Below are 19,903 nucleotides of genomic sequence, written 5' to 3' on the forward strand. Positions count from 1 at the left end.
CCGGCAATCGTTCCCGTGTTCGTCGTCATCGTCCTCACCCCTGAGGCGGAGACCGTCCGCTAACGGAGTGTCTCAAACAACCGTGGGGCGGAGGACCTCGACATTCTGGTTCCAGCACGACGCGAAGACCGGCCACTTCTTCGGCATCACGCCGTTCATCACCGCACCGACCGGGCAGTACGACCACAACGCCGCGCTGTCGGTGGGCGAGCATCGGTGGAAGTTCGAGCTCCAGGCAGGCTACATCACGCCCGTCGTGACCCCGAGGCTCAAGCTGATGCTCGCGGCGGGGGTGACGTTCTTCACCCGCAACAACGACTACGGCCCCGCCCGGCAGAGCCTCGCGCAGGATCCGCTCGGGGAGACGCAGGAGTGGCTGACCTACGACCTCACGCCAAAGCTTCAACTCCGCGCTGGATCGTTTCAGTATTTCGGCGGCGCGCAGTCATTGGACGACATCAAGTTGAACGTCTCGCACACGGCGACGGTCAATTTCAAGGTCGGACTATCCTATGCCGTCGCACCCGGCTGGAATCTGCTGGCACTCTACGGACGCGACACCGAGGTGCAGAACGGGTTTCGCGAGGCCTACAGACTGAACTTCCGGATCTACAAGGCCTTCTGACGGACCGGAGGCCCATCCCCGAGGATCGGAACGTGTGACCCGCGACAGGTCGCGGGCCACAGGTTTCAGGCTCAGCTCTGCGGAGTGATACCGACGAAAGTGATCTTGGTGCTGTCGGACAGGGTAATGGTGGTGGCCCCGTTCGCATGGACCTGGCTGGCGAGCGCGGTCTGGATCTGGTTGGCGCCGAAACCCTTGATGACCACGGTATCGCCGAACCCGGCGCCGAACGTGCCCAGGGTGATTTCCGTCACACCGGCCGGCGTGCCGAAATCGAGCGTGAAGCCAGTCAGATGCGAGCCGCCGGGCAGCGAGCTGGCGTCGGGAATGAAGACGTCGCCGGCAGCACCCCCCAGCAGGCTGACGCTCACCGAGCCGGCATTGAACACCGCGCCGGTGACCGAGCCGCCATGGGCGGCCGCCTCGCCGTACAGCCCCATCAGCCCGCCGGTGCCGGTGAAGGTCATCGGCGCGGACAACGCGCCGCTCACCGTGATGTGGCCCGTCACCGCCGTGATGGTGTCGCTGCCCGCGGGGAGCGAGGCAGGGTTGTACATCATCGGCAGGCCGGCCTGGGACATGACTTCACCGATTCCGCCGACGATGCTGGCCGCACTGCTGACCGAAACCGCCAGCACACTGCCGCCGCCGCTCAACGCCGGACCGGGCGAGATGGTCGTCGACAGCGACTGGGTCACGCTGGAGGCGAGCAGGTCAGCCACGGTGGCAGGCGGCAGGTATAGGCTGATCGAGCTTCCGGTCGATCCGACGACTGATACATAATCTGTCATGTCTCATCCCTCGCTCAGGCTGGAATCATCATCATCGGTGGCGGCGCCACCAAATGTATCGATCTCGTAACGAAGACCTACGTGCGAGCAGGTCATCGCCAGTCAGCGCATCTTGGTGTTTCCAACGAAGCCGAGTGCCGGCGTCTTTCGCCTGATCGTGGTGTCGATGGGAGGGCGCCTCGCCCGACCGCTTCGATCACGAAGCAATTAGGATTGTGCCGCGCAACAAATGTAAAGCATTTTCGGCATCCTGCGTTCGGAATTTGCCGTTTTTTTGGACTTTAGACGAATGAAAGACCGGGATGTCCCCGGCCTGCGCCCTGAAATTCCCTCGAGTCGATACTGCCGCAGCCGAGGTCACGGCAGCGCTGACGCGCCGATTGCCCGCCGTCTACGCGGCCGACAGACGTCGCAGATCGGGCGGCAGCGCTTCCGCGATCAACGCAGCACCGGCCTCGTCGAGCCCGAACACGGTCTGCGCCTCGCCGCCGAGGCGCCGCATCGCCACCGTGCGCGCCTCGGCCTCCTTGCGACCCACGACGAGGATCACCGGCACGCGGGCGAGGCTGTGCTCGCGGATCTTGGCGTTGATCTTCTCGTTGCGCCCATCCACCTCGACCGCGAGACCGCTGGCGCGAAGCCGCGCGGCCACCTCCTGCGCATAGGGCTCGGCATCGGTGACGATCGACGCCACCACCACCTGCACCGGCGCCAGCCAGAGCGGGAAGCGGCCGGCATAATGCTCGATGAGGATGCCCAGGAAGCGCTCGAAGCTGCCCAGCACCGCGCGGTGCAGCATCACCGGACGATGGCGCGCGCTGTCCTCGCCGATATAGGAGGCGTCCAGACGCTCGGGCAGCACGTAGTCGACCTGCAGCGTGCCGCATTGCCAGTCGCGGCCGATCGCGTCGCGCAGCACGAACTCGAGCTTCGGGCCATAGAATGCGCCCTCGCCCGGATTATGCTCGTAGTCCACGCCGGCAAGGCGGCAGGCCTCGATCAGCGCCGCCTCGGCGCGGTCCCAGGTGGCATCGTCGCCGGCGCGCTGCTCCGGACGGTCGGCAAACTTCACCCGGAAGCTGTCGAAACCGAGATCGCGATAGGTCTCGGCCAGCATGGCGACGAAACGCGCCGTCTCGGGGGCGATCTGCGCCTCGGTGCAGAAGATATGCGCATCGTCCTGTACGAAACCTCGCACGCGCATGATCCCGTGCAGTGCGCCCGACGGCTCGTAGCGGTGGCAGGCGCCGAACTCCGCCATCCGCCACGGCAGCTCGCGATAGCTGCGCAGTCCATGACGGAAGATCTGCACATGGCAGGGGCAGTTCATCGGCTTGAGGGCGAGGGTCTTGTCCTCGTCCTCGACGGTGGCGATGAACATGTGCTCGCGATACTTGTCCCAGTGCCCGGACGCCTCCCACAGCGAACGGTCGACGAGCTGCGGGGTGCGGACTTCCTCATAGCCACCCCGGATCTGCGCACGGCGCATGTAGTCGATCAGCGTCGAATACAGGCGCCAGCCCTTGGGGTGCCAGAAGATCTGTCCGACCGCCTCTTCCTGGATGTGGAACAGGTCCATCTCGCGGCCGATGCGGCGGTGGTCGCGGCGCTCGGCCTCCTCGAGCTGATGCAGATGGGCGGCGAGTTCCTTGTCGTCGCGCCAGGCGGTGGCGTAGATACGGGTCAGCATCGGGTTACGGTGATCGCCGCGCCAATAGGCGCCGGCCACCTTCATCAGCTTGAACGCACCCCCGACATCGCCGGTCGACCGCATGTGCGGACCGCGACACAGATCGAGCCACTCGCCCTGTCGGTAGATCGAGATCGACTCGCTCTCGGGCAGATCGCGGATCAGCTCGGCCTTGAAGCGCTCGCCACGCGCCTCGAAGAAGGCGATCGCGTCGGCGCGCGGCCAGACCTCGCGCTCGAAGCCGGCGTTGCGCGCGATGATCTCGCGCATCTTCGCCTCGATGGCCGGGAAATCCTCCGGCGTGAACGGCGCATTGCGGTAGAAATCGTAATAGAACCCGTTCTCGATCGCCGGACCGATCGTCACCTGGGTACCGGGCCAGAGCTCCTGCACCGCCTCGGCCAGCACATGGGCTGCATCGTGACGGATCATCCCCAGCGCCTCGGGATCGCGCCTGGTGATGAAACGCAGATGCGCGTCATGGTCGATCTCGCTGGCGAGATCGCGCAGTTCGCCATCGACCTCCATCGCCAGTGCTACGCGCGCGAGGCCGGGCCCGATCGCTTCCGCCACCTGCGTGCCGGTGACGCTGCGCTCGAAGCTGCGAACGGCGCCGTCGGGCAGGGTGATGGCGGGCATGAAGGCGATCCTCGGCAACAATGGAGCGCTTCGTATGGCCCTTGCGCCAGGGGCGATCAAGAGACTGGCCGGTCAGGCCGCATGATCCAGCAGACGCGCGACCTCCGCACAAACGCGCCCGACCGGCAGGTCGGCCAGCACCGCCTCGCGCAGAACCGCGAGGCGTGCGGGGTCCGGCCCGACCGGCGCCGACAGGGCCGGATCGGAGGCGGACGAGAACAGCGTCAGGCAGCGCGTGCCCATCTGCGCGGCGAGATGCATCGGTCCGGTATCGTTGCCGACCGCGAGCCGGGCGCCAGCGACCAGGGCGGCAAGCCCCGGCAGCGAGGTGCGCCCCGTCAGATCGACCGCGCCCGGCGTCGCGCCGACGATCGCCTGCGCGAGCCCGCGTTCGGCCTCGGTGCCGACGACGACCGGAACCAGGCCGCGCGCGACCAGCATCTTCGCAACCTCGACATAGCCGCCGCTCGGCCAGCGCTTGACGTTGCGATGCGCCGAGGCGCCCGGGATCAGCACGGCGTAGGCATCGGCCGGCAGCACCGTTTCGCTGCCCAGTTCGGCACCCAGCCGCGCCTGCCCGGCGGCGCGCAGCCAGGACAGATCGGCCAGCGGCACTGCGCCGATGCCGGCATCGCGGAGCTGGCCACGCTGGCGGTCGATGCTGTGGCGGAAGTTGCGGTCGGGGTCGCGGTCGGGATGCGAGGCCAGCGGTGCGATGCCGGACCAGCGCGGCCGGCCGGCGAGCAGGTGATAGAGGCTGGAGCGCGACGAGGTCTGCAGGTCATAGACGAAATCAAAGCCGCGCAACTGTCGGCGCAGCCGCATCGTCGCCACCGGCTGCCACCAGCGCGGCCGGCGATCGATCTCGACACGGTCGAAATACGGGCTCAGCGCACCGAGTTCGGCGAATGGCGCAGTGGTCAGCAGGGTGATCGCAGCGTCGGGATGGGCCCGCCGGATGGCCGCGAACGGGCCGAAGGACAGAACGAAATCACCCAGCGCGCCGAGCCGGATGACCAGCACGCGCCGGATCACGACGCAGCACCCGCCACCACCATCGCATCCTCGTCCTGCGCCGGCGGACAGGCCGCAAGACGTGTGCCGAGCAGCTCGTCATAGACCGCCAGCGTCGCCTGCTGCATCGACGCCGTGGTATAGCCGGCATGCACCGCCCTCCGCCCGGCCTCGCCGACAGCCGCCACATCGTCGGCGGGAAAGCCGAGCACCGCGTCGAGGGTCGCGGCCCAGGCTGCCACATCGCCCGGCGGCACCGTCCAGCCGGTCTGCCCGTCGGTGACGGTCTCCATCGCCGCCCCGTGGCGGGCGACGATGACCGGCCGCGCCATCGCCTGCGCCTCGACCACCACCCGGCCGAACGGCTCCGGCTTCAGCGACGGCACCACCACCAGGTCGGCCAGGGCGAATGCGGCCGGCATGTCGGCACAGTGCCCAGCGAAGCGGACTCGCTCGGCAACGCCGCTCCTGCGCGCCAGATCAAGCAGTTCGCGCACGAAGCGCCGACCGGAGCGGCGGTCGGGCGCGGCGCCGACGAACAACGCGATCGCCCGGCGGTCGCGCATCCGCGCGAGCGCCTCGACCAGCAGCGCGTGGCCCTTCCAGCGGGTGATGCGGCCGGGCAGCATGATCACCGGCGCGTCCTCGGGCAACTGCCAGTCGCGCGCGAGGCGGTGGATACGCTCCCCCCAGACCAGGGCCGGATCGAACTGGCCGATATCGGCGCCGCGCGGGATCACCCGCAGCCGCTCGGGGGGCACGAGGTAGTCCCCGGCCACGCGGGCCGCCACGAAGCGGCTGATCGCGATCACCCGCGCCCCACGCGCCATCACCGCATTGTAGCGCCGCTTGCCGGGCAGATTCTCGCTGTAGACGCCGTGCCAGGTGGTGACGAACGGCGTGCGCGTCAGCTTCGCCGCCAGCCAGGCCGACCAGGCCGGCGCGCGCGAGCGCGCATGCACCAGATCGACCCGCTCCTGCCGGATCAGCCGCGCGAGACGGCGCGCATTGAGCAGGATGGTGACCGGGTCGCGGCTCATCAGCTGCATCCGCGCATGCAGCCCGCCGGCGCGCTCGACCAGCGGCACCAGCCGCCCGCCCGCGCTCGCCACCAGCGCGCGGCCGCCGGCAGCGGTGATCGCCTGTGTCATCTCGATCGTGCCGCGCTCGACGCCGCCGCTTTGCAGGGCCGGCAGCACCTGGAGGATGGTCGGGGCATTCATGGCGTTCCGCCTACAGCATCGGCGCTGGTTGCGGAAGCGACTGGACCATGCGGCCGGCTGTGCTAGCCAGACGGCATGAACCTGTTCGACACCCCCGCCCTGCACCTGCACAGAGACGACGCCCCGCACCTCGCCTGGCGCCATCGCCCGGCCGGTCCGGGGCGCCCGACGGTGCTGTATCTGCACGGGCTCGGCAGCGACATGGCGGGCGACAAGGCACGCGCCATCGCCGCTTGGGCGGAGGCCGGGGATGCGGGGATGCTGGCGCTGGACTACCGCGGTCATGGCCAGAGCGGCGGCCGGTTCGAGGACGGCGGCCCGGGGCTGTGGCTGCGCGATACGCTCGATGTGCTGAAGGCGGCCGCGGTGGCGGGGCCGGTGCGGCTGGTCGGCAGCTCGATCGGCGGCTGGGTGACGCTGCTGGCGGCCCGCGCGCTGGGGCAGCGCTGCGACGGGCTGGTGCTGATCGCCGCCGCCCCCGACATCACCACACAGATGCAGGCCGGGTTCTCCCCCGAGCAGCGTGCCGCCCTCGCCCGCGACGGGGTGGCGGAGGTGCCCACGCCCTGGGGGCCGCCGTTCAGGATCTCGCAGAGCATGCTCGACGACGCGGCGGCGCATTTCGTCATGCGGCAGAAGCTGATGATCACCGCGCCGGTGCGGCTGCTGCATGGCCAGCGCGACGGCGAGGTGCCCTGGCCGCTCTCGCTGGCGATCGCCGAGCATCTCGAGGCCGACGACGTGAGAGTGCTGCTGGTCAAGGACGGCGATCACCGGCTGTCGCGACCCGCCGACCTCGCCCTGCTGTGCGAGGCGCTGGCGTCGCTGCACCCGGCATGACCTCGGAGATTCGCATCGCCGATCTGGAGGCGCCCGAGACGCTGGCGCTGCTGGACCTGCATCTGCGCGGCATGCACGCCTTCTCGCCGCCGGGCAGCGTGCATGCGCTGGATGTGTCGGCGCTGCATCGGCCGGGCGTGACGGTGTGGGGGCTGTATCGGGACGGCAGACTCGCCGGGATCGGCGCGCTGCGTCTGCTCGACTGCTCGCAGGGAGAGGTGAAGTCGATGCGCACGCATCCTGATTTCCTGCGCAGCGGGGTCGGTGCCGCCCTGCTCGAGCACATCATCGGCGAGGCGCGGTCGCGCGGCCTGCGGCGGCTGTCGCTGGAGACGGGCACCGGGAATGCGTTCGATCCGGCACTCGCGCTCTATCGGCGCCGCGGTTTCGAACCGGGTGCGGCGTTCGGTGGCTATGCGGAAAGCGACTTCAACCGCTTCCTGCATCTCGATCTGCCGGCCGAACCATAGCGGCCTCTCATCTGCCGAGCTTGCGGAACTTCAGCACGAAATTGTCAGCCTCCCCGACCGCAGCATAGCGGTCGTGGTCCTGCGTACCGAGGGCGTAGCTCGGCGGCAACGTCCACACACCTTTCGGCCAATGGGTGGTGTCGCGCGGGTTGGCGTCGATCTCCGACGAGCCGACGAGCTTGAACCCGGCGTTCTCGATCAGCGCGATCGCGTAGTCCTGACGGACATAACCGTCGGCGGCCTGCGGATCCTGCTTCTGGTCGGGACGGGCGCGGTGGTCCTCGATGCCAAGGATGCCGCCCGGCTTCAGCGCGGCATGGATCGCGTCCAGCATCTCGGTCGCGTCGTCCGCCGCCATCCAGTTGTGCAGGTTGCGGAAGGTCAGCACGACATCGGCGGTCCCCGGCGGGGCGATGACGTCGTGGCCATGCGCGAGCTCGGTGAACCGGATATGGTCGAACAGGGCGGGCTCGGCCTTGATCTTTTCCGCCAGCCGCGTCGGGATCCTGGCGAACGCCGCCTCGGTTCGATCGCCCTCGGCGTCACCCAGAGCGACATGATAGGTGCCGTGATCGTGCAGATAGGGGGCGAGGATTTCAGTCCAGTAACCGCCGCCCGGCCAGATCTCGACCACGTTCGAGCTGGGGGTGATGCCGAAGAATTCGAGTTCGGCCTGCGGATGGCGCGCCGCGTCGCGCGCAACGAGGCTGGGGCTGCGCACCGGCGAGGCGACAGCCTCGGCGAGGCTGTGCGGCGGCGCGGTCTGCGCCGAGGCCGGGCCTGTCGCGACGAGCAGCAGGGTCGCGAGAGCGGCCGAACGGAACGCCATGCAGCAGATGTCCTTCAGCGGGGGTCGCCGGGCCGGTCTCAGGCCGCCTCCCCGACCAGCTTGACCCGATTGGTCTGCCGGTCAGGCAGGGAGAACGCCGCGGGCGCGCGCCTGCGTTCGCTCGGGGCATCGATATCGACACCGGCGATGACGCGCGCCGCCTGACGCATCAGCCCATGCCAGAGCCCGGTCTGCAGCGGCGTCAGCACGACGCGCGGCCGTGCCGGCGTGACAGCCGCAGCGACGCCGGCGGCGTGCAGACCGGTCACAACGCTGCAGGTGCTGGCCATCGCCGAGGCGGCCAACGGCTGCCCACAGGCCAGGCCCAGCATCACCATGCATCCGGGGCTGAGAAAACGCTTCATCGCTGGGTCATCTTTGCGGACATCTCGACGAGTTTGCCCATGAAGGATCGCCCATACTGATGAAAAAACCGTGAACCGGTCAGAAATCGAGGTCGGCGTAATGTTCCGGCGGACTCATGCCGGTCACCCGGTCGTTGAGCAGGGCGCGGAAGCAGGGGCGCGACTTGACCTTCGCATACCAGTCCTTGGCCGCCGGGTTCAACGACCAGTCGACATCGCCAATGTAGTCAAGGGCGGAGAGATGCGCCGCGGCTGCGAAATCGGCCAGCGACAGCGACCCGCCCGCCAGCCAGCGCCGGCTTTCCGACAGCCAGCCGATATAGTCGAGATGATGGCGCAGATTGGCATAGCCGTTGCGCATCGCGGTGCCGTCGGTGGTGCCGCGACCCATCAGGCGCTTGAAGTATTTCTCGCCAAGCAGGTTGTCGGTCACCTCGCGGGCAAATTTCAGATCGAACCAGGCCACCAGCCGGCGCACCTCCACCCGCTCGCCCAGGGTGCGGCCGAGCAGCGAATTGTCAGGGTAGGCTTCCTCGAGATATTCGCAGATCACCGGCGCCTCCGGGATCGCGAGCCCTGTTTCCTCATGCAGCACCGGCACGGTGCCGGCCGGGTTGAGAGCCAGGAATTCCGGCCGCTGCTCCCAGGTCTTCTCCGCACGCAATTCGAACGGCAGACGCTTCTCGGAGAGGGCGAGCCGCACCTGACGGGCGCCCGGCGAGAGGGGCAGGTGGTAGAGAATCCGCATGTGGCGCAGATTATGGCATCCTCCGCCGCGCCGCCATATGGCTTCCGAGCGGATTCGGAGGCCAAATACCTGACACGAAACCGAAAAGACCGCGCCCTTGCCCCCTCCCGCCGATCGCGACCCTTCCACGAGCCCCACGGCGACGCTGCCGCAGATTCGGGTACGGGGGCGCTCATTCATGGCGCTGGTGCTGTCCCCGGAGCCGATGATCGCCGATTGGCTGACAGCGCTCGACGCACAGATCGCCCGATCGTCGGCGTTTTTCGCCGGCAAACCGGTGATCCTCGATCTCGGCCTGCTCGCCGCCGATGACGAGGGGCTGGACGGGCTGGTGCCGGCGCTGACGGAGCGCGGCATCCGGCTGATCGCGATCGAGGGCGGCAGCCCGGACTGGGAGGCGACGCGCGGCTGGGACTGGCCCGACGCGCTGACCGGCGGCCGTGCGGTCGGCGCGCTCGACATCCCCGAGGAGGAGGCCCCTGCCCCGCCGGCGGCCCCCGGATCGCTGATCCTCGACGAGCCGGTGCGGTCGGGCCAGTCGATCGTCTATCCGGAGGGCGACATCATCGTCATGGGTTCGGTCGCCTCGGGCGCGGAGGTGGTCGCCGGCGGGTCGATCCATGTCTACGGCGCGCTGCGCGGACGAGCGGTGGCGGGGCTGTCGGGGCGGCCCGAATCGCGCATCCTGTGCCGACGGATGGAGGCCGAACTGATCGCGATCGACGGCTATTATCTCACAGCGGAAGATATTCCCGCAGCCCTGACCGGGCAGCCGGCGCAGGCGAGGCTGCACGACGAGAACGTTCTGGTGACGCGACTCGACTGACGGGTTTCCAACTGCCTCCGCTTCTGCGTAAGCAGGACGAATCGGGCAAATAGACTACCGCCGACGGGGAGGCGCAAACGCATGGCCAAGGTTCTGGTCGTTACATCAGGCAAGGGCGGCGTCGGCAAGACCACCTCGACGGCGGCCATCGGTGCGGCGCTGGCAAAGGCCGGGCAGAACGTGGTGGTGGTCGATTTCGATGTCGGCCTGCGCAATCTCGACCTGATCCTGGGTGCGGAGCGCCGGGTGGTGTTCGACCTGATCAACGTCGTCAACGGCGACGCGAAGCTCAACCAGGCGCTGATCCGCGACAAGCGCGTCGACACGCTGAGCCTGCTGCCGGCCTCGCAGACCCGCGACAAGGATGCGCTGACCCCCGACGGGGTCGAGCGGGTGATCGGCGAACTGCGCGAGAAGTTCGACTGGGTGGTCTGCGACAGCCCCGCGGGCATCGAGAAGGGCGCGCAGATGGCGATGCACCACGCCGACGTGGCGGTGGTGGTCACCAACCCCGAGGTCAGCTCGGTGCGCGACAGCGACCGCATCATCGGCATGCTCGATTCGACCACCGAGAAGGCGGTCAAGGGCGAGAAGATCGACAAGCACCTGCTGCTGACCCGCTACGACCCGGCCCGGGCGGCGCGCGGCGAGATGCTCAAGACCGAGGACGTGCTGGAGATCCTGTCGATCCCGCTGCTGGGCATCATCCCGGAGAGCGAGGAGGTGCTGCGCGCCTCGAATCTCGGTGCGCCGGTCACCCTCAACAACCCCGACAGCGCGCCTGCGCGGGCCTATTTCGATGCCGCCAAGCGCCTGCAGGGCGAGAGCCTCGAGATGGTGGTGCCGACCGACCGCAAGGGCTTCCTCGACCGGCTGTTCAAGCGGAGGGTGGCATGAGCCTGCTGAGCTTCTTCACCCGCAAATCCTCGTCCGCCCCCGTCGCGCGCGACCGGCTGCAGATCCTGCTCGCCCATGAGCGCGGCGGCGGTGGTCTCGCCGGACAGAGCGATCTCGTGGCGAAGCTGCAGGAAGAGATCCTCGCGGTGATCGCCAAGCACGTTGCCGTCGATCGCGACAAGGTGCTGATCAAGCTCGATCGCGGTGCGCAGGTCTCCACGCTTGAGATCGACATCGAGGTGCCGGATCTGATCAAGACGGCGGGCAAGTCCGCCGAGGCGCCGAAGCCCGACCCCAAGACGGTGCTGCGCGCTGGCTGAGCCGGCCCGTTCGCGGCTGGGCTGGTCGCCGGTCGTCATCGGGCTGCTCGGGCTGGCCGGCATGCTCGACTATATCGACCGGCTGGTGTTCTCCACCGCCAACGATGCGATCAAACACGAACTGGGCCTGTCCGATGCCACCATCGGCCTGCTGGGCGGCACCTCGTTCGCGCTGCTCTATGCGGTGATGGTGATCCCGTTCGCGCTCGTCGCCGATCGCGGCTTCGCGGCCCGACTGGCCAGTGCGGGGATTGCGATCTGGAGCATCGCCACCGCCCTGGTCGGCCGCGCGCATGGCGTCGCCGGCATCGCCTGCGGCCGGATCGGGGTCGGACTCGGCCAGGCGGCGTTCTCACCCACCTCGTCCTCGCTCACCGCCGCCTACTCGACCGAGGCAAGCCGGGCGACGGCCTTCTCGGTGACCTACGGCATCTCGACCCTGGGCTATGTGATCGGGCTGGCCGGCGGCGGCTGGATGGTCGGCCATCTCGGCTGGCGTAAGACCTTTATCCTGCTTGGGCTGGCCGGACTGCCGGTAGCGCTGCTGATGGCGCTGTTCGTGCGCGAGCCGCAGGCCGCGTCAGGCGGGCTGCAACCCGGCTCCTGGCGCGAGCTGCTCGCCAATCGCGACCTGCGCGACCTGCTGCTCTATGGCCTGACCAGCCAGATCGTGAATTATGGCATCACGCTATGGAGCGTGTCGTTCTACATGCGCTCGTTCGGCCTGAGTGCGGCGCAGGCCGGGCTGTGGTTCGGGCTCGGCATCGGTCTCGCCTACATGGCCGGCAGCTTCGCCGGCGGTCCGCTGGCCGAGCGGATGACGCGCGGCCGCGGCATGGGCGGCATTCTCCGCTTCGCCTTCTGGGCCTACCTGCTCGCGCAGCCGCTGGGAGTGGTGCAGATGGCGACGCACTCCCTGGCACTGTCACTGACGATGCTGGTGGGGACTGCCACGATTTCCTCGCTTGCCGTGGGTCCGGCCTATGGCGCCGTGCCCTCCGTGGTGCCCCCCGAGCGCCGCGCCACCGCTTCCGCCCTGTTCAGCCTGGCCTGCAATGCCGCCGGTATCGCCATCGGACCGCCGCTGTTCGGCTGGATCAGCGATCTGCTCACCCCGCATTTCGGCGAGGGCGCGCTGCGGGTGTCACTGCTGGTCGCCTCCATCCTCAGCTTCTGGCCGGCGGTGCATCTGTTCGTCCTGCAGCGACGGCTGAACGCCGGTTCGGGTGCGTCTCGACCGGCGCTGGAGAATGTGCTGCGCTGAAAGACCTCAATCGCAGGAAGTGCAGGTCGGGATGTGGTGGCGTTCGGGACGGACGGTAGCGGTCTCGCTGCTCGCTGGATGGTTCAGCATCGTGCCGATGGCCCTGGCGGAAGACGTCAAGGGCAGCAGCGACCACGCCTTGCTGCCGCGCTTTCCCGGGGCCACGATCAAGGCCTACAAGGCCGCCAATTACGACGAGGCAGAGCTTCCCAACAGCCGGATCGACAGCCGGGACGCACCGTTGCTGCAACTCGCCGGCAGGGTGACGCAGATCGGCTACGAGGTGCCCGCGACGACTTCGGTCGCCGAACTCGCGGCGAACTATGCCAGCCTTCTCGACAGGGAACACTTCACCAAGGTCTTCTCCTGCCGGGGCGATGCGTGCGGAGAACAGTTCGCCTCCGTCGTCGTCAATAGCGGCAAGGTGATGCCGGATGCCTTTCCGGTCGCCTTCAACGACAAGGCACGCGCCTATCTCGGCAAACGCAGCGATGCTGCGGGCGACACCTGGGTGTTTCTCTACCTCACCGATGGTTCGAGCTCGAACGAGCGCAACAACATCTACGAGGAGATCGTCGAGCCGAAGGCGCTCGATACCAACCAGATCAGGACGATCGATGCCGCGACGCTGAAGGGCGACATCGCGCGTGACGGTCGCGTGGCGCTCTATGGCCTGTATTTCGACACCGACCGCAGCGAGGTTCGCGCCGATTCGAAGCCGCAGCTCGACCAGATGATCGCCGTGCTGCACGACAATCCGGGCTGGCGGGTCTATATCGTCGGCCATACCGACAATCGCGGCGGCCTCGCCCACAATCTCGCCTTGTCGCAGGCCCGCGCCGATGCCGTGACCAAGGCACTGGTCGAACAGGGCAAGATCGGCGCGGACCGGATCGTCGCGCGCGGCGTGGCCTCGCTCGCGCCGGTCGCCTCCAATGCCGACGAGGCCGGACAGGCTCGCAACCGGCGCGTCGAGATGGTGCTCCAGTAACTACTCGACGGCCTCGAGATTCATCGCCTGACGCGACAGCAGGTCGCGATAGGGGCCCGGGGTGCGCTCCAGCACCTCGGGCGGACCGTCCTGGAGGATCTTGCCCGACTGCATCACCACGATGCGGTCGAAATCGCGCAGGGTGGAGAGGCGATGGGCGACGGCGATCACCGTGCGACCCTGCATCAGCCGGTTGAGCGCTTCCTGGACCTTGAACTCGCTCTCGCTGTCGAGTGCGGAGGTGGCCTCGTCGAGCAGCAGGATCGGCGAGTTGCGCAGGAAGGCGCGCGCGATGGCGAGGCGCTGGCGCTGGCCGCCGGAGAGCTTCACCCCGCGATCGCCGACCTCGGTGTCGAAGCCCTCGCTCATCGCCTCGATGAACTCGCGGCAGCCGGCGGCCTCGGCGGCGGCCATCACTTCGGCATCGGTCGCCTCGGGCTTGCCGTAGCGGATGTTGTCCATCACCGAGCGGTGGAACATCGACACGTCCTGCGGCACCACCGAGATCGCGCTGCGCAGCGCATCCTCGGTGAGCCTGGCGATGTCCTGGCCGTCGATACGGATCGCGCCGCCCTGGATGAAGCGCATACGCTGCAGCAGCTGCAGCACGGTGGTCTTGCCCGAGCCCGAGCGGCCGACCAGCCCGACGCGGGTGCCGGGACGGATGTCGAGGTCGAATTCCTCCAGCACCGGCTTCGGCGCGCCGGGGTAGCTGTAGGTGACGTGGTCGAACACCACCGAGCCGTTCGGCACATGATCGAAGCCGACCGCGTCCGTCGCGTCGACCATGTCGTGCGGGGTGAGCAGCGTGGTCAGCGCCTCGGACAGGCGCGCGACGTACTGGATGGTCTCGACCAGGGCGACGGCCAGATCTCGGGTCCCGTGCAGGATGTTGAAGCCGAGCGTGGTGACCATCACCACATCGCCGACCGTCGCCTGGCCGGACTGCCACAGCAGCACCGCCCAGGCCAGCAGCCCGGCGGTGAGCAGCGCGGTCAGCACGGCATGGATCAGGCGCAGGCGCTCGAGATAGCGCAGCGAACGCGACCGCGAGGTCATCTCGCCCTCGAGCCGTGCGGCGAAGCGGTTGCGCTCGCGGCGGAAGGCGCCGAACACGCGCACCAGCGGCATGTTGTTGATCACGTCCAGCAGCTCGCCGTCGACCTGGGCGGCTTCGGTCGCATAGGCGTGGTGCAGCGGCCGGCCGGCAGCGGCGAGGCGGAACATCAGGAACGACAGGGCTGCGGCGAGGACCACCAGCGTGCCGGCCATCAGCGGGCTGACGGTGATCATCAGCAGGATCGAGAAGCCGACGTTCAGGCAGGGCGGCATCACGTTCCAGGTGATGAGGTTCTCGACCGTGAACATCGACTGAGCGGTGGCCGAGATGCGCGAGGCCAGCGTGCCGGGCATGCGCTCGGCGAAATAGGACGGCGCATGGCCAAGCAGGTGGCGGAACAGGTCGCGGCGGACATCGCCCGTCACCTGAACGAAGGTGCGGGTGGAGATGAAGCCGCCGACGCGCCAGGAGAGGTTGTCGAGCGTGATCAGCAGGGCGAGGAAGGCGGTGGTGGACCACACGCCGAACATCGCGCCGTGCAGCGCGCCCTGCACCGAGCGCGCCTCGGGCGAACCCTGGGCGCCATAGTTCTGGGCGATCTTGAGCGTGTCGACCAGCCGGTTGACGGCATAGGACGAGCCTACCGCGCAGCCGACCGCACACAGCACCGACAGCAGGATACAGAAATGTGCCAGGGGCCGGCGGCGGACATAGGCCCACATGAACGAGATCGGCCGGCCGGCGATCGCCACCAGCTCGGCGGAGCTCAGCGTGATGCGGTCGGTCTCGCTGCGTGACTCGGGCGCGGGCGGCGGAGTATCGGGCGGAAGCGGGACCGCGGGCCCCTGCACGATGGGCGGCGGGTCGCCCGGATCCGGCTCGCGGTGATGGCCGTCGGTGACCATGCCCTGTCCGGGCATCAGCCCCGGCGGCGGCGAGGAGCCGGCATCGGGCTCGTGCGCACGCGGTGTGTCGTCATGCGATGCGGCCATCGAGGATTCCTGGGTCGGGCTGGTCATGCAGTCTGGCACTTTATGCGTCGGTGGACGAACGACCAAATCGCCCCATCCGCGTTAACGCGGCGATAAAGAGCCGCGACCACCGCGAAACGGTCGCGCGGATGCCCATAAATCGCCAAGATCACGGTGTTGAACAGGGTCATATCCTGCGGGAGATTGAATAGATGCGTATTGCCCAGATTGCACCGCTCCACGAGGCGGTTCCGCCGAAACTCTACGGTGGCACGGAACGCGTGGTCTCGTTCCTGACCGAGGAGCTGGTCGCACTCGGCCATGATGTGACGCTGTTCGCCTCGGGCGACAGCAAGACCTCGGCGAAGCTCAACGCGAGTTGGCCGCGCGCCCTGCGTCTGGATCCGGCGATCCGCGATCCGATTGCCCCGCACATGCTGATGTTCGAACACGTCGCCCGCATGGCCGACCAGTTCGACATCTTGCATTTCCATATGGATTACTGGCCGTTCACCCATTTCTCGCGCCAGCCCACGCCGATGGTCACCACCCTGCACGGCCGCCTGGACCTGCCCGAGCTCAAGCCGGTGTTCCAGACCTTCTCCACCGTGCCGGTGATCTCGATTTCCGACAGCCAGCGCCGCCCGCTGCCGGAGGCGAATTTCGTCCGCACCGTGCTGCATGGCCTGCCGACCAACCTGCTCACTCCGCAGGACGGCCCGCGCGACTACCTCGCCTTCCTCGGCCGCATCTGCCCCGAGAAGGGTTTCGACAAGGCGATCCGCATCGCCAAGGCCGCCGGCATGAAGCTCAAGGTCGCCGCCAAGGTCGATCGTGCCGATGCCGAATACTATGAGCAGGTGATCAAGCCGATGCTCGGCGAGGGTGATGTCGAGCTGATCGGCGAGATCAACGACACCCAGAAGCCCGGCTTCCTGTCGGGCGCCAAGGCACTACTCATGCCGATCGACTGGCCGGAGCCGTTCGGCCTGGTGATGATCGAGGCGATGGCCTGCGGCACCCCGGTGCTCGCGCTGAACCGCGGCTCCGTGCCGGAGGTGCTAGAAGACGGTTTGACCGGCATCATCGTCGAGGACGAGACCAGCGCGATCGGCGCGATTGACCGCATCCACGCGATGGACCCGAAGAAGATCCGTCAGCGCTTCGAGGAACGCTTCACCGCCAAGCGGATGGCGGAAGACTACCTCGCGGTCTACCGGCAGATGATCAACAAGGGCCAGCCCGCGCTACGGGCGGTGTAAGGCTACCCCGGGGCTCTGCCCCGGACCCCGGCAGGAGGCGCGGCTTCCTGCACCTGCGGTTTTTTGCCAGAGCGTAGCCTTATCGGATCGCGGGTGCAGGGGCCCGAGGCCCCTGCCGGGGTGCGGGGCATCGCCCCGCATGCTACAGACCCACCCGAAACCGCGAGGGAGGCCCGCATGATGACGCAGCGACCGGTATTGACGCCCCCCGGCGGCGAGAAGCGTGTGCTGCTGCATTCGTGCTGCGCGCCGTGTTCGGGCGAGGTGATGGAGGCGATGACGGCCTCGGGGATCGATTACACGATCTTCTTCTACAATCCGAACATCCATCCCGAACGCGAGTACCTGCTGCGCAAGGACGAGAACATCCGCTTTGCGGAAACGCATGGCGTGCCGTTCGTCGATGCGGATTACGACAAGGACAACTGGTTCGCACGCGCGAAGGGTATGGAGTGGGAGCCGGAGCGCGGCATTCGCTGCACGATGTGCTTCGACATGCGCTTCGAGCGGACCGCACTCTATGCGCACGAGCACGCCTTCCCGGTGATGACCTCGTCGCTGGGTATCTCGCGTTGGAAGAACATGTCGCAGATCAACGATTGCGGCGTGCGGGCGGCAGCGCCCTATGAGGGCCTCAGCTACTGGGAGTTCAACTGGCGCAAGGGCGGCGGGTCGGACCGGATGATCGAGATTTCCAAGCGCGAGCAGTTCTACCAGCAGGAATATTGCGGCTGTGCCTATTCGCTGCGCGATACCAATGCGCATCGGCGCAGCCAGGGGCGGCCGGCGATCGAGCTGGGCAAGGTGTATTATGGACGAGAGGACTGACCCGCTGGCGCCTCGGGGCGTCGCGGCGGTCACGCCGGTCGGGTCGCGCTTCGTCTGCCGGGCGGTCACCGACGATGCGGACGAGCCGGAGTTCGAGTTCGACGACGAGGATGGGCCGGGCTGCCCGTGCTGCCGGGTCAGGTGATCGAGATCGTTGCCGACGCCTCCGCCTCGGGACAGCGGCTGGATCGGTTTCTGGCCGAGTTGAGCGGACTGTCCCGCTCCCGGGTGAAGACGCTGATCGAGGCCGGATATACCAGTGTCGATGCGGTGACGGTGCGCGAGCCGGCGGCTTCGGTGCGGGCCGGCGCATGCTACCGGCTGGACCCGCCGCCACCTGTGGCCGCGACCCCCGAACCACAGGCGATCGGGCTGAACATCCTGTTCGAGGATGACGATCTGATCGTGCTCGACAAGCCGGCCGGGCTGGTGGTGCATCCGGCACCGGGCAACGAGGACGGCACGCTGGTCAACGCGCTGCTGGCACATTGCGGCGACAGCCTGCCGGGCCTGGGGGGCGAGAAGCGGCCGGGCATCGTGCATAGGTTGGACCGCGACACCTCCGGGGTCATGGTGGTGGCCAAGAGCGAGATGGCGCTGGCGGCACTCGGTCGGGCGTTTGCCGAGCGGAGCATCGCGCGGCATTATCTCGCCTTGGCCTGGGGCGTGCCCTCGCCTACCACCGGCGAGATCGAGGGCGATATCGGGCGCGACCCGCGCGACCGCAAGCGCATGGCGGTGGTCACGCGCAACGGCAAGCCGGCGCTGACCCGGTATCGGACGCTCGCGAGCTATGCGGGTGCGGCAAGCCTGCTGGAATGCCGACTGGCGACGGGGCGGACGCATCAGATCCGGGTGCATCTGTCGGCGCGCGGGCACCCGCTGCTGGGCGATCCGGTCTATCTGCGACGCACGCCCGCCGCGGCTCGGATGCTGCCCGCACCGATTCGTGATGCCTGCCTCGATTTTCCGCGCCAGGCGCTGCATGCGGCCAGCCTGGGCTTCATTCACCCGCGCAGCGGGGCCGAGCTGCTGTTCGAAACCGAGCCGCCGGAGGATTTCAAGTCCTTGAAAGAGCTGATTTCTGCTCCGTCAGACACGTGATCTCGATATGACCGGCCGATTTCCGGAAGGCTCGTTCCGGAATTCTTGACAGGACCGTGCTGGTCCTGTATCAACGTCGAGGGCGGAGTTCGTGCTGCAGCCCGCCCTGCCACAGAGGGAACCGACGCCGCTTCGGGGCGTGATTTTCCAAACGTGACACCGACCGATGCACACAAGGGGCCGTTCTCACGCCTGCGCTTGCCGATCTGCGGGAGCGCATCAGGCGGGCGGAGCGCCCGAAAGGAGCCGTCAACATGGCCGCACTCGGCATCAACATGGCACCGGAAGGCAACCTCACCCGTTACCTTCAGGACATTCGCAAGTTTCCGATGCTCGCCCCGGAGGAGGAGTTCGACCTGTCACGTCGCTGGCGTGACAAGGGCGACACCGAGGCAGCACACCGTCTGGTGACCTCTCATTTGAGGTTGGTTGCCAAGATTGCAATGGGTTATCGCGGCTACGGGCTGCCGCTCGGCGAGATGATCAGCGAGGGCAATGTCGGGATGATGCAGGCGGTCCGCCGCTTCGATCCCGAGCGTGGCTTCCGTCTGGCGACCTACGCAATGTGGTGGATCCGCGCCTCGATCCAGGAATATATCCTGCACAGCTGGTCGATGGTGAAGATGGGCACCACCGCGGCGCAGAAGAAGCTGTTCTTCAACCTGCGCCGGCTGAAGGGCCAGATGCAGGCGATCGAGGACGGTGACCTGCATCCCGAACAGGTCAGCAAGATCGCCACCACGCTGGACGTGCCGGAAGCCGACGTGATCAGCATGAACCGTCGCCTCACCGCGCCGGACCACAGCCTCAATGCGCCCGTACGCGCCGATGGCGATGGCGAGTGGCAGGACTGGCTGGTCGATGACGCCGAGAGCCAGGAAGAGACCTTCGCGGAACGCGAGGAACTCAGCGGGCGGCAGGCGATGCTGGGCGAGGCGCTCAAGACGCTGAAGGATCGCGAGCGCCACATCTTCACCGAGCGCCGGCTGAGGGAGGAGCCCACCACGCTCGAGGAGCTGTCGCAGGAATTCGGCATCTCGCGCGAGCGCGTGCGGCAGATCGAGGTGCGCGCCTTCGAGAAAGTTCAAAAGCACATGAAGGCACAGGTCACCAGCCGCAGGGTCGAGCAGATCGCCGCCTGACCAC

21 protein-coding genes are annotated in these 19,903 nt (G+C 67.8%); 13 read left to right on the forward strand and 8 right to left on the reverse strand.

From position 1 onward, the window contains the following. Nucleotides 1-40: 40 nt before the first annotated feature. Nucleotides 41-625 carry a transporter gene (locus tag FHR90_RS10475; protein WP_246330206.1) on the forward strand — a complete coding sequence of 195 codons (585 nt, stop codon included), beginning with the start codon at nucleotides 41-43 and terminating at the stop codon, nucleotides 623-625. A 71-nt stretch (nucleotides 626-696) separates the two neighbouring features. Here FHR90_RS10475 and FHR90_RS10480 read toward each other — a convergent pair whose 3' ends face one another. The 4 genes from FHR90_RS10480 to FHR90_RS10495 form a co-directional block, all read right to left on the reverse strand. Then, a complete protein-coding gene (locus FHR90_RS10480) occupies nucleotides 697-1,416 on the reverse strand; it encodes a hypothetical protein (protein WP_176624775.1) in 720 nt (239 codons plus the stop codon). Nucleotides 1,417-1,807: 391 nt separating this feature from the next. Then, nucleotides 1,808-3,745: a threonine--tRNA ligase gene (gene thrS / locus FHR90_RS10485; protein ID WP_176624773.1), complete on the reverse strand. Its 1,938-nt coding sequence runs from the start codon at nucleotides 3,743-3,745 to the stop codon at nucleotides 1,808-1,810. Nucleotides 3,746-3,817: 72 nt separating this feature from the next. Then, on the reverse strand, nucleotides 3,818-4,777 hold the full coding sequence (locus FHR90_RS10490; protein WP_183275264.1) for a glycosyltransferase family 9 protein: 960 nt from the start codon (nucleotides 4,775-4,777) through the stop codon (nucleotides 3,818-3,820). Beyond that, nucleotides 4,777-5,982 carry a glycosyltransferase family 4 protein gene (locus FHR90_RS10495; protein WP_183275201.1) on the reverse strand — a complete coding sequence of 402 codons (1,206 nt, stop codon included), beginning with the start codon at nucleotides 5,980-5,982 and terminating at the stop codon, nucleotides 4,777-4,779. The genes FHR90_RS10490 and FHR90_RS10495 overlap by 1 nt, the downstream gene beginning before the upstream one ends. Nucleotides 5,983-6,057: 75 nt before the next feature. On the opposite strand from FHR90_RS10495, the gene FHR90_RS10500 reads away from it, so the two are divergent. Then, nucleotides 6,058-6,822 carry an alpha/beta hydrolase family protein gene (locus FHR90_RS10500; RefSeq protein WP_183275202.1) on the forward strand — a complete coding sequence of 255 codons (765 nt, stop codon included), beginning with the start codon at nucleotides 6,058-6,060 and terminating at the stop codon, nucleotides 6,820-6,822. Beyond that, nucleotides 6,819-7,292, forward strand: a complete 474-nt coding sequence (locus FHR90_RS10505; protein ID WP_176626190.1) for a GNAT family N-acetyltransferase — start codon at nucleotides 6,819-6,821, stop codon at nucleotides 7,290-7,292. The genes FHR90_RS10500 and FHR90_RS10505 overlap by 4 nt, the downstream gene beginning before the upstream one ends. A gap of 7 nt (nucleotides 7,293-7,299) precedes the next feature. Here the strand turns inward: FHR90_RS10505 and FHR90_RS10510 are convergent, their stop codons facing one another. The 3 genes from FHR90_RS10510 to fzlA all read right to left on the reverse strand — a co-directional run bounded on the left by FHR90_RS10510 (nucleotide 7,300) and on the right by fzlA (nucleotide 9,234). Further along, nucleotides 7,300-8,121, reverse strand: coding sequence for a class I SAM-dependent methyltransferase (locus FHR90_RS10510; protein WP_176626188.1), 822 nt, complete (start codon nucleotides 8,119-8,121; stop codon nucleotides 7,300-7,302). Nucleotides 8,122-8,159: 38 nt separating this feature from the next. Continuing rightward, nucleotides 8,160-8,486: a hypothetical protein gene (locus tag FHR90_RS10515; protein WP_183275203.1), complete on the reverse strand. Its 327-nt coding sequence runs from the start codon at nucleotides 8,484-8,486 to the stop codon at nucleotides 8,160-8,162. Nucleotides 8,487-8,565: 79 nt separating this feature from the next. Further along, nucleotides 8,566-9,234 (reverse strand): FtsZ-binding protein FzlA, encoded by a 669-nt coding sequence (gene fzlA / locus FHR90_RS10520; protein ID WP_176626655.1) that lies wholly within the window; start codon nucleotides 9,232-9,234, stop codon nucleotides 8,566-8,568. A gap of 145 nt (nucleotides 9,235-9,379) precedes the next feature. Between fzlA and minC the strand changes: the two genes are divergently transcribed. The 5 genes from minC to FHR90_RS10545 all read left to right on the forward strand — a co-directional run bounded on the left by minC (nucleotide 9,380) and on the right by FHR90_RS10545 (nucleotide 13,532). Next, the gene (gene minC, locus FHR90_RS10525; RefSeq protein ID WP_338082155.1) at nucleotides 9,380-10,060 is read left to right on the forward strand and encodes a septum site-determining protein MinC; all 681 of its coding nucleotides are present in this window, start codon (nucleotides 9,380-9,382) and stop codon (nucleotides 10,058-10,060) included. Nucleotides 10,061-10,141: 81 nt separating this feature from the next. After that, the gene (minD, locus tag FHR90_RS10530) at nucleotides 10,142-10,957 is read left to right on the forward strand and encodes a septum site-determining protein MinD (protein ID WP_176622574.1); all 816 of its coding nucleotides are present in this window, start codon (nucleotides 10,142-10,144) and stop codon (nucleotides 10,955-10,957) included. Beyond that, entirely contained in the window at nucleotides 10,954-11,277 is a 324-nt protein-coding gene (gene minE / locus FHR90_RS10535; RefSeq protein WP_176622572.1) for a cell division topological specificity factor MinE, read from the forward strand. The genes minD and minE overlap by 4 nt, the downstream gene beginning before the upstream one ends. A gap of 61 nt (nucleotides 11,278-11,338) precedes the next feature. Then, nucleotides 11,339-12,541, forward strand: a complete 1,203-nt coding sequence (locus FHR90_RS10540) for an MFS transporter (RefSeq protein ID WP_176622570.1) — start codon at nucleotides 11,339-11,341, stop codon at nucleotides 12,539-12,541. A 31-nt stretch (nucleotides 12,542-12,572) separates the two neighbouring features. Beyond that, nucleotides 12,573-13,532, forward strand: a complete 960-nt coding sequence (locus FHR90_RS10545; protein ID WP_183275205.1) for an OmpA family protein — start codon at nucleotides 12,573-12,575, stop codon at nucleotides 13,530-13,532. Here FHR90_RS10545 and FHR90_RS10550 read toward each other — a convergent pair whose 3' ends face one another. After that, complete coding sequence (locus FHR90_RS10550) at nucleotides 13,533-15,611, reverse strand: ABC transporter ATP-binding protein (protein ID WP_246330197.1); 2,079 nt, start codon at nucleotides 15,609-15,611, stop codon at nucleotides 13,533-13,535. A 164-nt stretch (nucleotides 15,612-15,775) separates the two neighbouring features. Between FHR90_RS10550 and FHR90_RS10555 the strand changes: the two genes are divergently transcribed. The 5 genes from FHR90_RS10555 to rpoH all read left to right on the forward strand — a co-directional run bounded on the left by FHR90_RS10555 (nucleotide 15,776) and on the right by rpoH (nucleotide 19,899). Next, nucleotides 15,776-16,825 (forward strand): glycosyltransferase family 4 protein, encoded by a 1,050-nt coding sequence (locus FHR90_RS10555; protein WP_176622566.1) that lies wholly within the window; start codon nucleotides 15,776-15,778, stop codon nucleotides 16,823-16,825. 177 nt (nucleotides 16,826-17,002) lie between these two features. After that, entirely contained in the window at nucleotides 17,003-17,653 is a 651-nt protein-coding gene (locus FHR90_RS10560) for an epoxyqueuosine reductase QueH (protein ID WP_246330198.1), read from the forward strand. Then, nucleotides 17,637-17,798, forward strand: a complete 162-nt coding sequence (locus tag FHR90_RS10565; RefSeq protein ID WP_176622564.1) for a hypothetical protein — start codon at nucleotides 17,637-17,639, stop codon at nucleotides 17,796-17,798. The genes FHR90_RS10560 and FHR90_RS10565 overlap by 17 nt, the downstream gene beginning before the upstream one ends. Continuing rightward, a complete protein-coding gene (locus tag FHR90_RS10570; RefSeq protein WP_266152842.1) occupies nucleotides 17,795-18,757 on the forward strand; it encodes an RluA family pseudouridine synthase in 963 nt (320 codons plus the stop codon). The genes FHR90_RS10565 and FHR90_RS10570 overlap by 4 nt, the downstream gene beginning before the upstream one ends. A 254-nt stretch (nucleotides 18,758-19,011) precedes the next feature. Beyond that, nucleotides 19,012-19,899 carry an RNA polymerase sigma factor RpoH gene (gene rpoH, locus FHR90_RS10575; protein WP_246330199.1) on the forward strand — a complete coding sequence of 296 codons (888 nt, stop codon included), beginning with the start codon at nucleotides 19,012-19,014 and terminating at the stop codon, nucleotides 19,897-19,899. Nucleotides 19,900-19,903 lie beyond the last annotated feature (4 nt).

The sequence above is a fragment of the Endobacter medicaginis genome, from assembly GCF_014192375.1.
Taxonomy (GTDB): Bacteria; Pseudomonadota; Alphaproteobacteria; order Acetobacterales; family Acetobacteraceae; genus Endobacter; species Endobacter medicaginis.

What these genes read in the sequence shown, in the direction of transcription:
- FHR90_RS10505 (WP_176626190.1), top strand. Translation starts at nt 6,819, where the DNA reads ATGACCTCGGAGATTCGCATCGCCGATCTGGAGGCGCCCGAGACGCTG.
- FHR90_RS10565 (WP_176622564.1), top strand. Translation starts at nt 17,637, where the DNA reads ATGGACGAGAGGACTGACCCGCTGGCGCCTCGGGGCGTCGCGGCGGTC.
- FHR90_RS10540 (WP_176622570.1), top strand. Translation starts at nt 11,339, where the DNA reads ATGCTCGACTATATCGACCGGCTGGTGTTCTCCACCGCCAACGATGCG.
- FHR90_RS10500 (WP_183275202.1), top strand. Translation starts at nt 6,058, where the DNA reads ATGAACCTGTTCGACACCCCCGCCCTGCACCTGCACAGAGACGACGCC.
- FHR90_RS10495 (WP_183275201.1), bottom strand. Translation starts at nt 5,982, where the DNA reads ATGAATGCCCCGACCATCCTCCAGGTGCTGCCGGCCCTGCAAAGCGGC.
- thrS (WP_176624773.1), bottom strand. Translation starts at nt 3,745, where the DNA reads ATGCCCGCCATCACCCTGCCCGACGGCGCCGTTCGCAGCTTCGAGCGC.
- FHR90_RS10480 (WP_176624775.1), bottom strand. Translation starts at nt 1,416, where the DNA reads ATGACAGATTATGTATCAGTCGTCGGATCGACCGGAAGCTCGATCAGC.
- FHR90_RS10515 (WP_183275203.1), bottom strand. Translation starts at nt 8,486, where the DNA reads ATGAAGCGTTTTCTCAGCCCCGGATGCATGGTGATGCTGGGCCTGGCC.
- rpoH (WP_246330199.1), top strand. Translation starts at nt 19,012, where the DNA reads ATGGCCGCACTCGGCATCAACATGGCACCGGAAGGCAACCTCACCCGT.
- FHR90_RS10555 (WP_176622566.1), top strand. Translation starts at nt 15,776, where the DNA reads ATGCGTATTGCCCAGATTGCACCGCTCCACGAGGCGGTTCCGCCGAAA.
- FHR90_RS10510 (WP_176626188.1), bottom strand. Translation starts at nt 8,121, where the DNA reads ATGGCGTTCCGTTCGGCCGCTCTCGCGACCCTGCTGCTCGTCGCGACA.
- FHR90_RS10550 (WP_246330197.1), bottom strand. Translation starts at nt 15,611, where the DNA reads ATGACCAGCCCGACCCAGGAATCCTCGATGGCCGCATCGCATGACGAC.
- FHR90_RS10560 (WP_246330198.1), top strand. Translation starts at nt 17,003, where the DNA reads ATGATGACGCAGCGACCGGTATTGACGCCCCCCGGCGGCGAGAAGCGT.
- minE (WP_176622572.1), top strand. Translation starts at nt 10,954, where the DNA reads ATGAGCCTGCTGAGCTTCTTCACCCGCAAATCCTCGTCCGCCCCCGTC.
- fzlA (WP_176626655.1), bottom strand. Translation starts at nt 9,234, where the DNA reads ATGCGGATTCTCTACCACCTGCCCCTCTCGCCGGGCGCCCGTCAGGTG.
- FHR90_RS10545 (WP_183275205.1), top strand. Translation starts at nt 12,573, where the DNA reads ATGTGGTGGCGTTCGGGACGGACGGTAGCGGTCTCGCTGCTCGCTGGA.
- minD (WP_176622574.1), top strand. Translation starts at nt 10,142, where the DNA reads ATGGCCAAGGTTCTGGTCGTTACATCAGGCAAGGGCGGCGTCGGCAAG.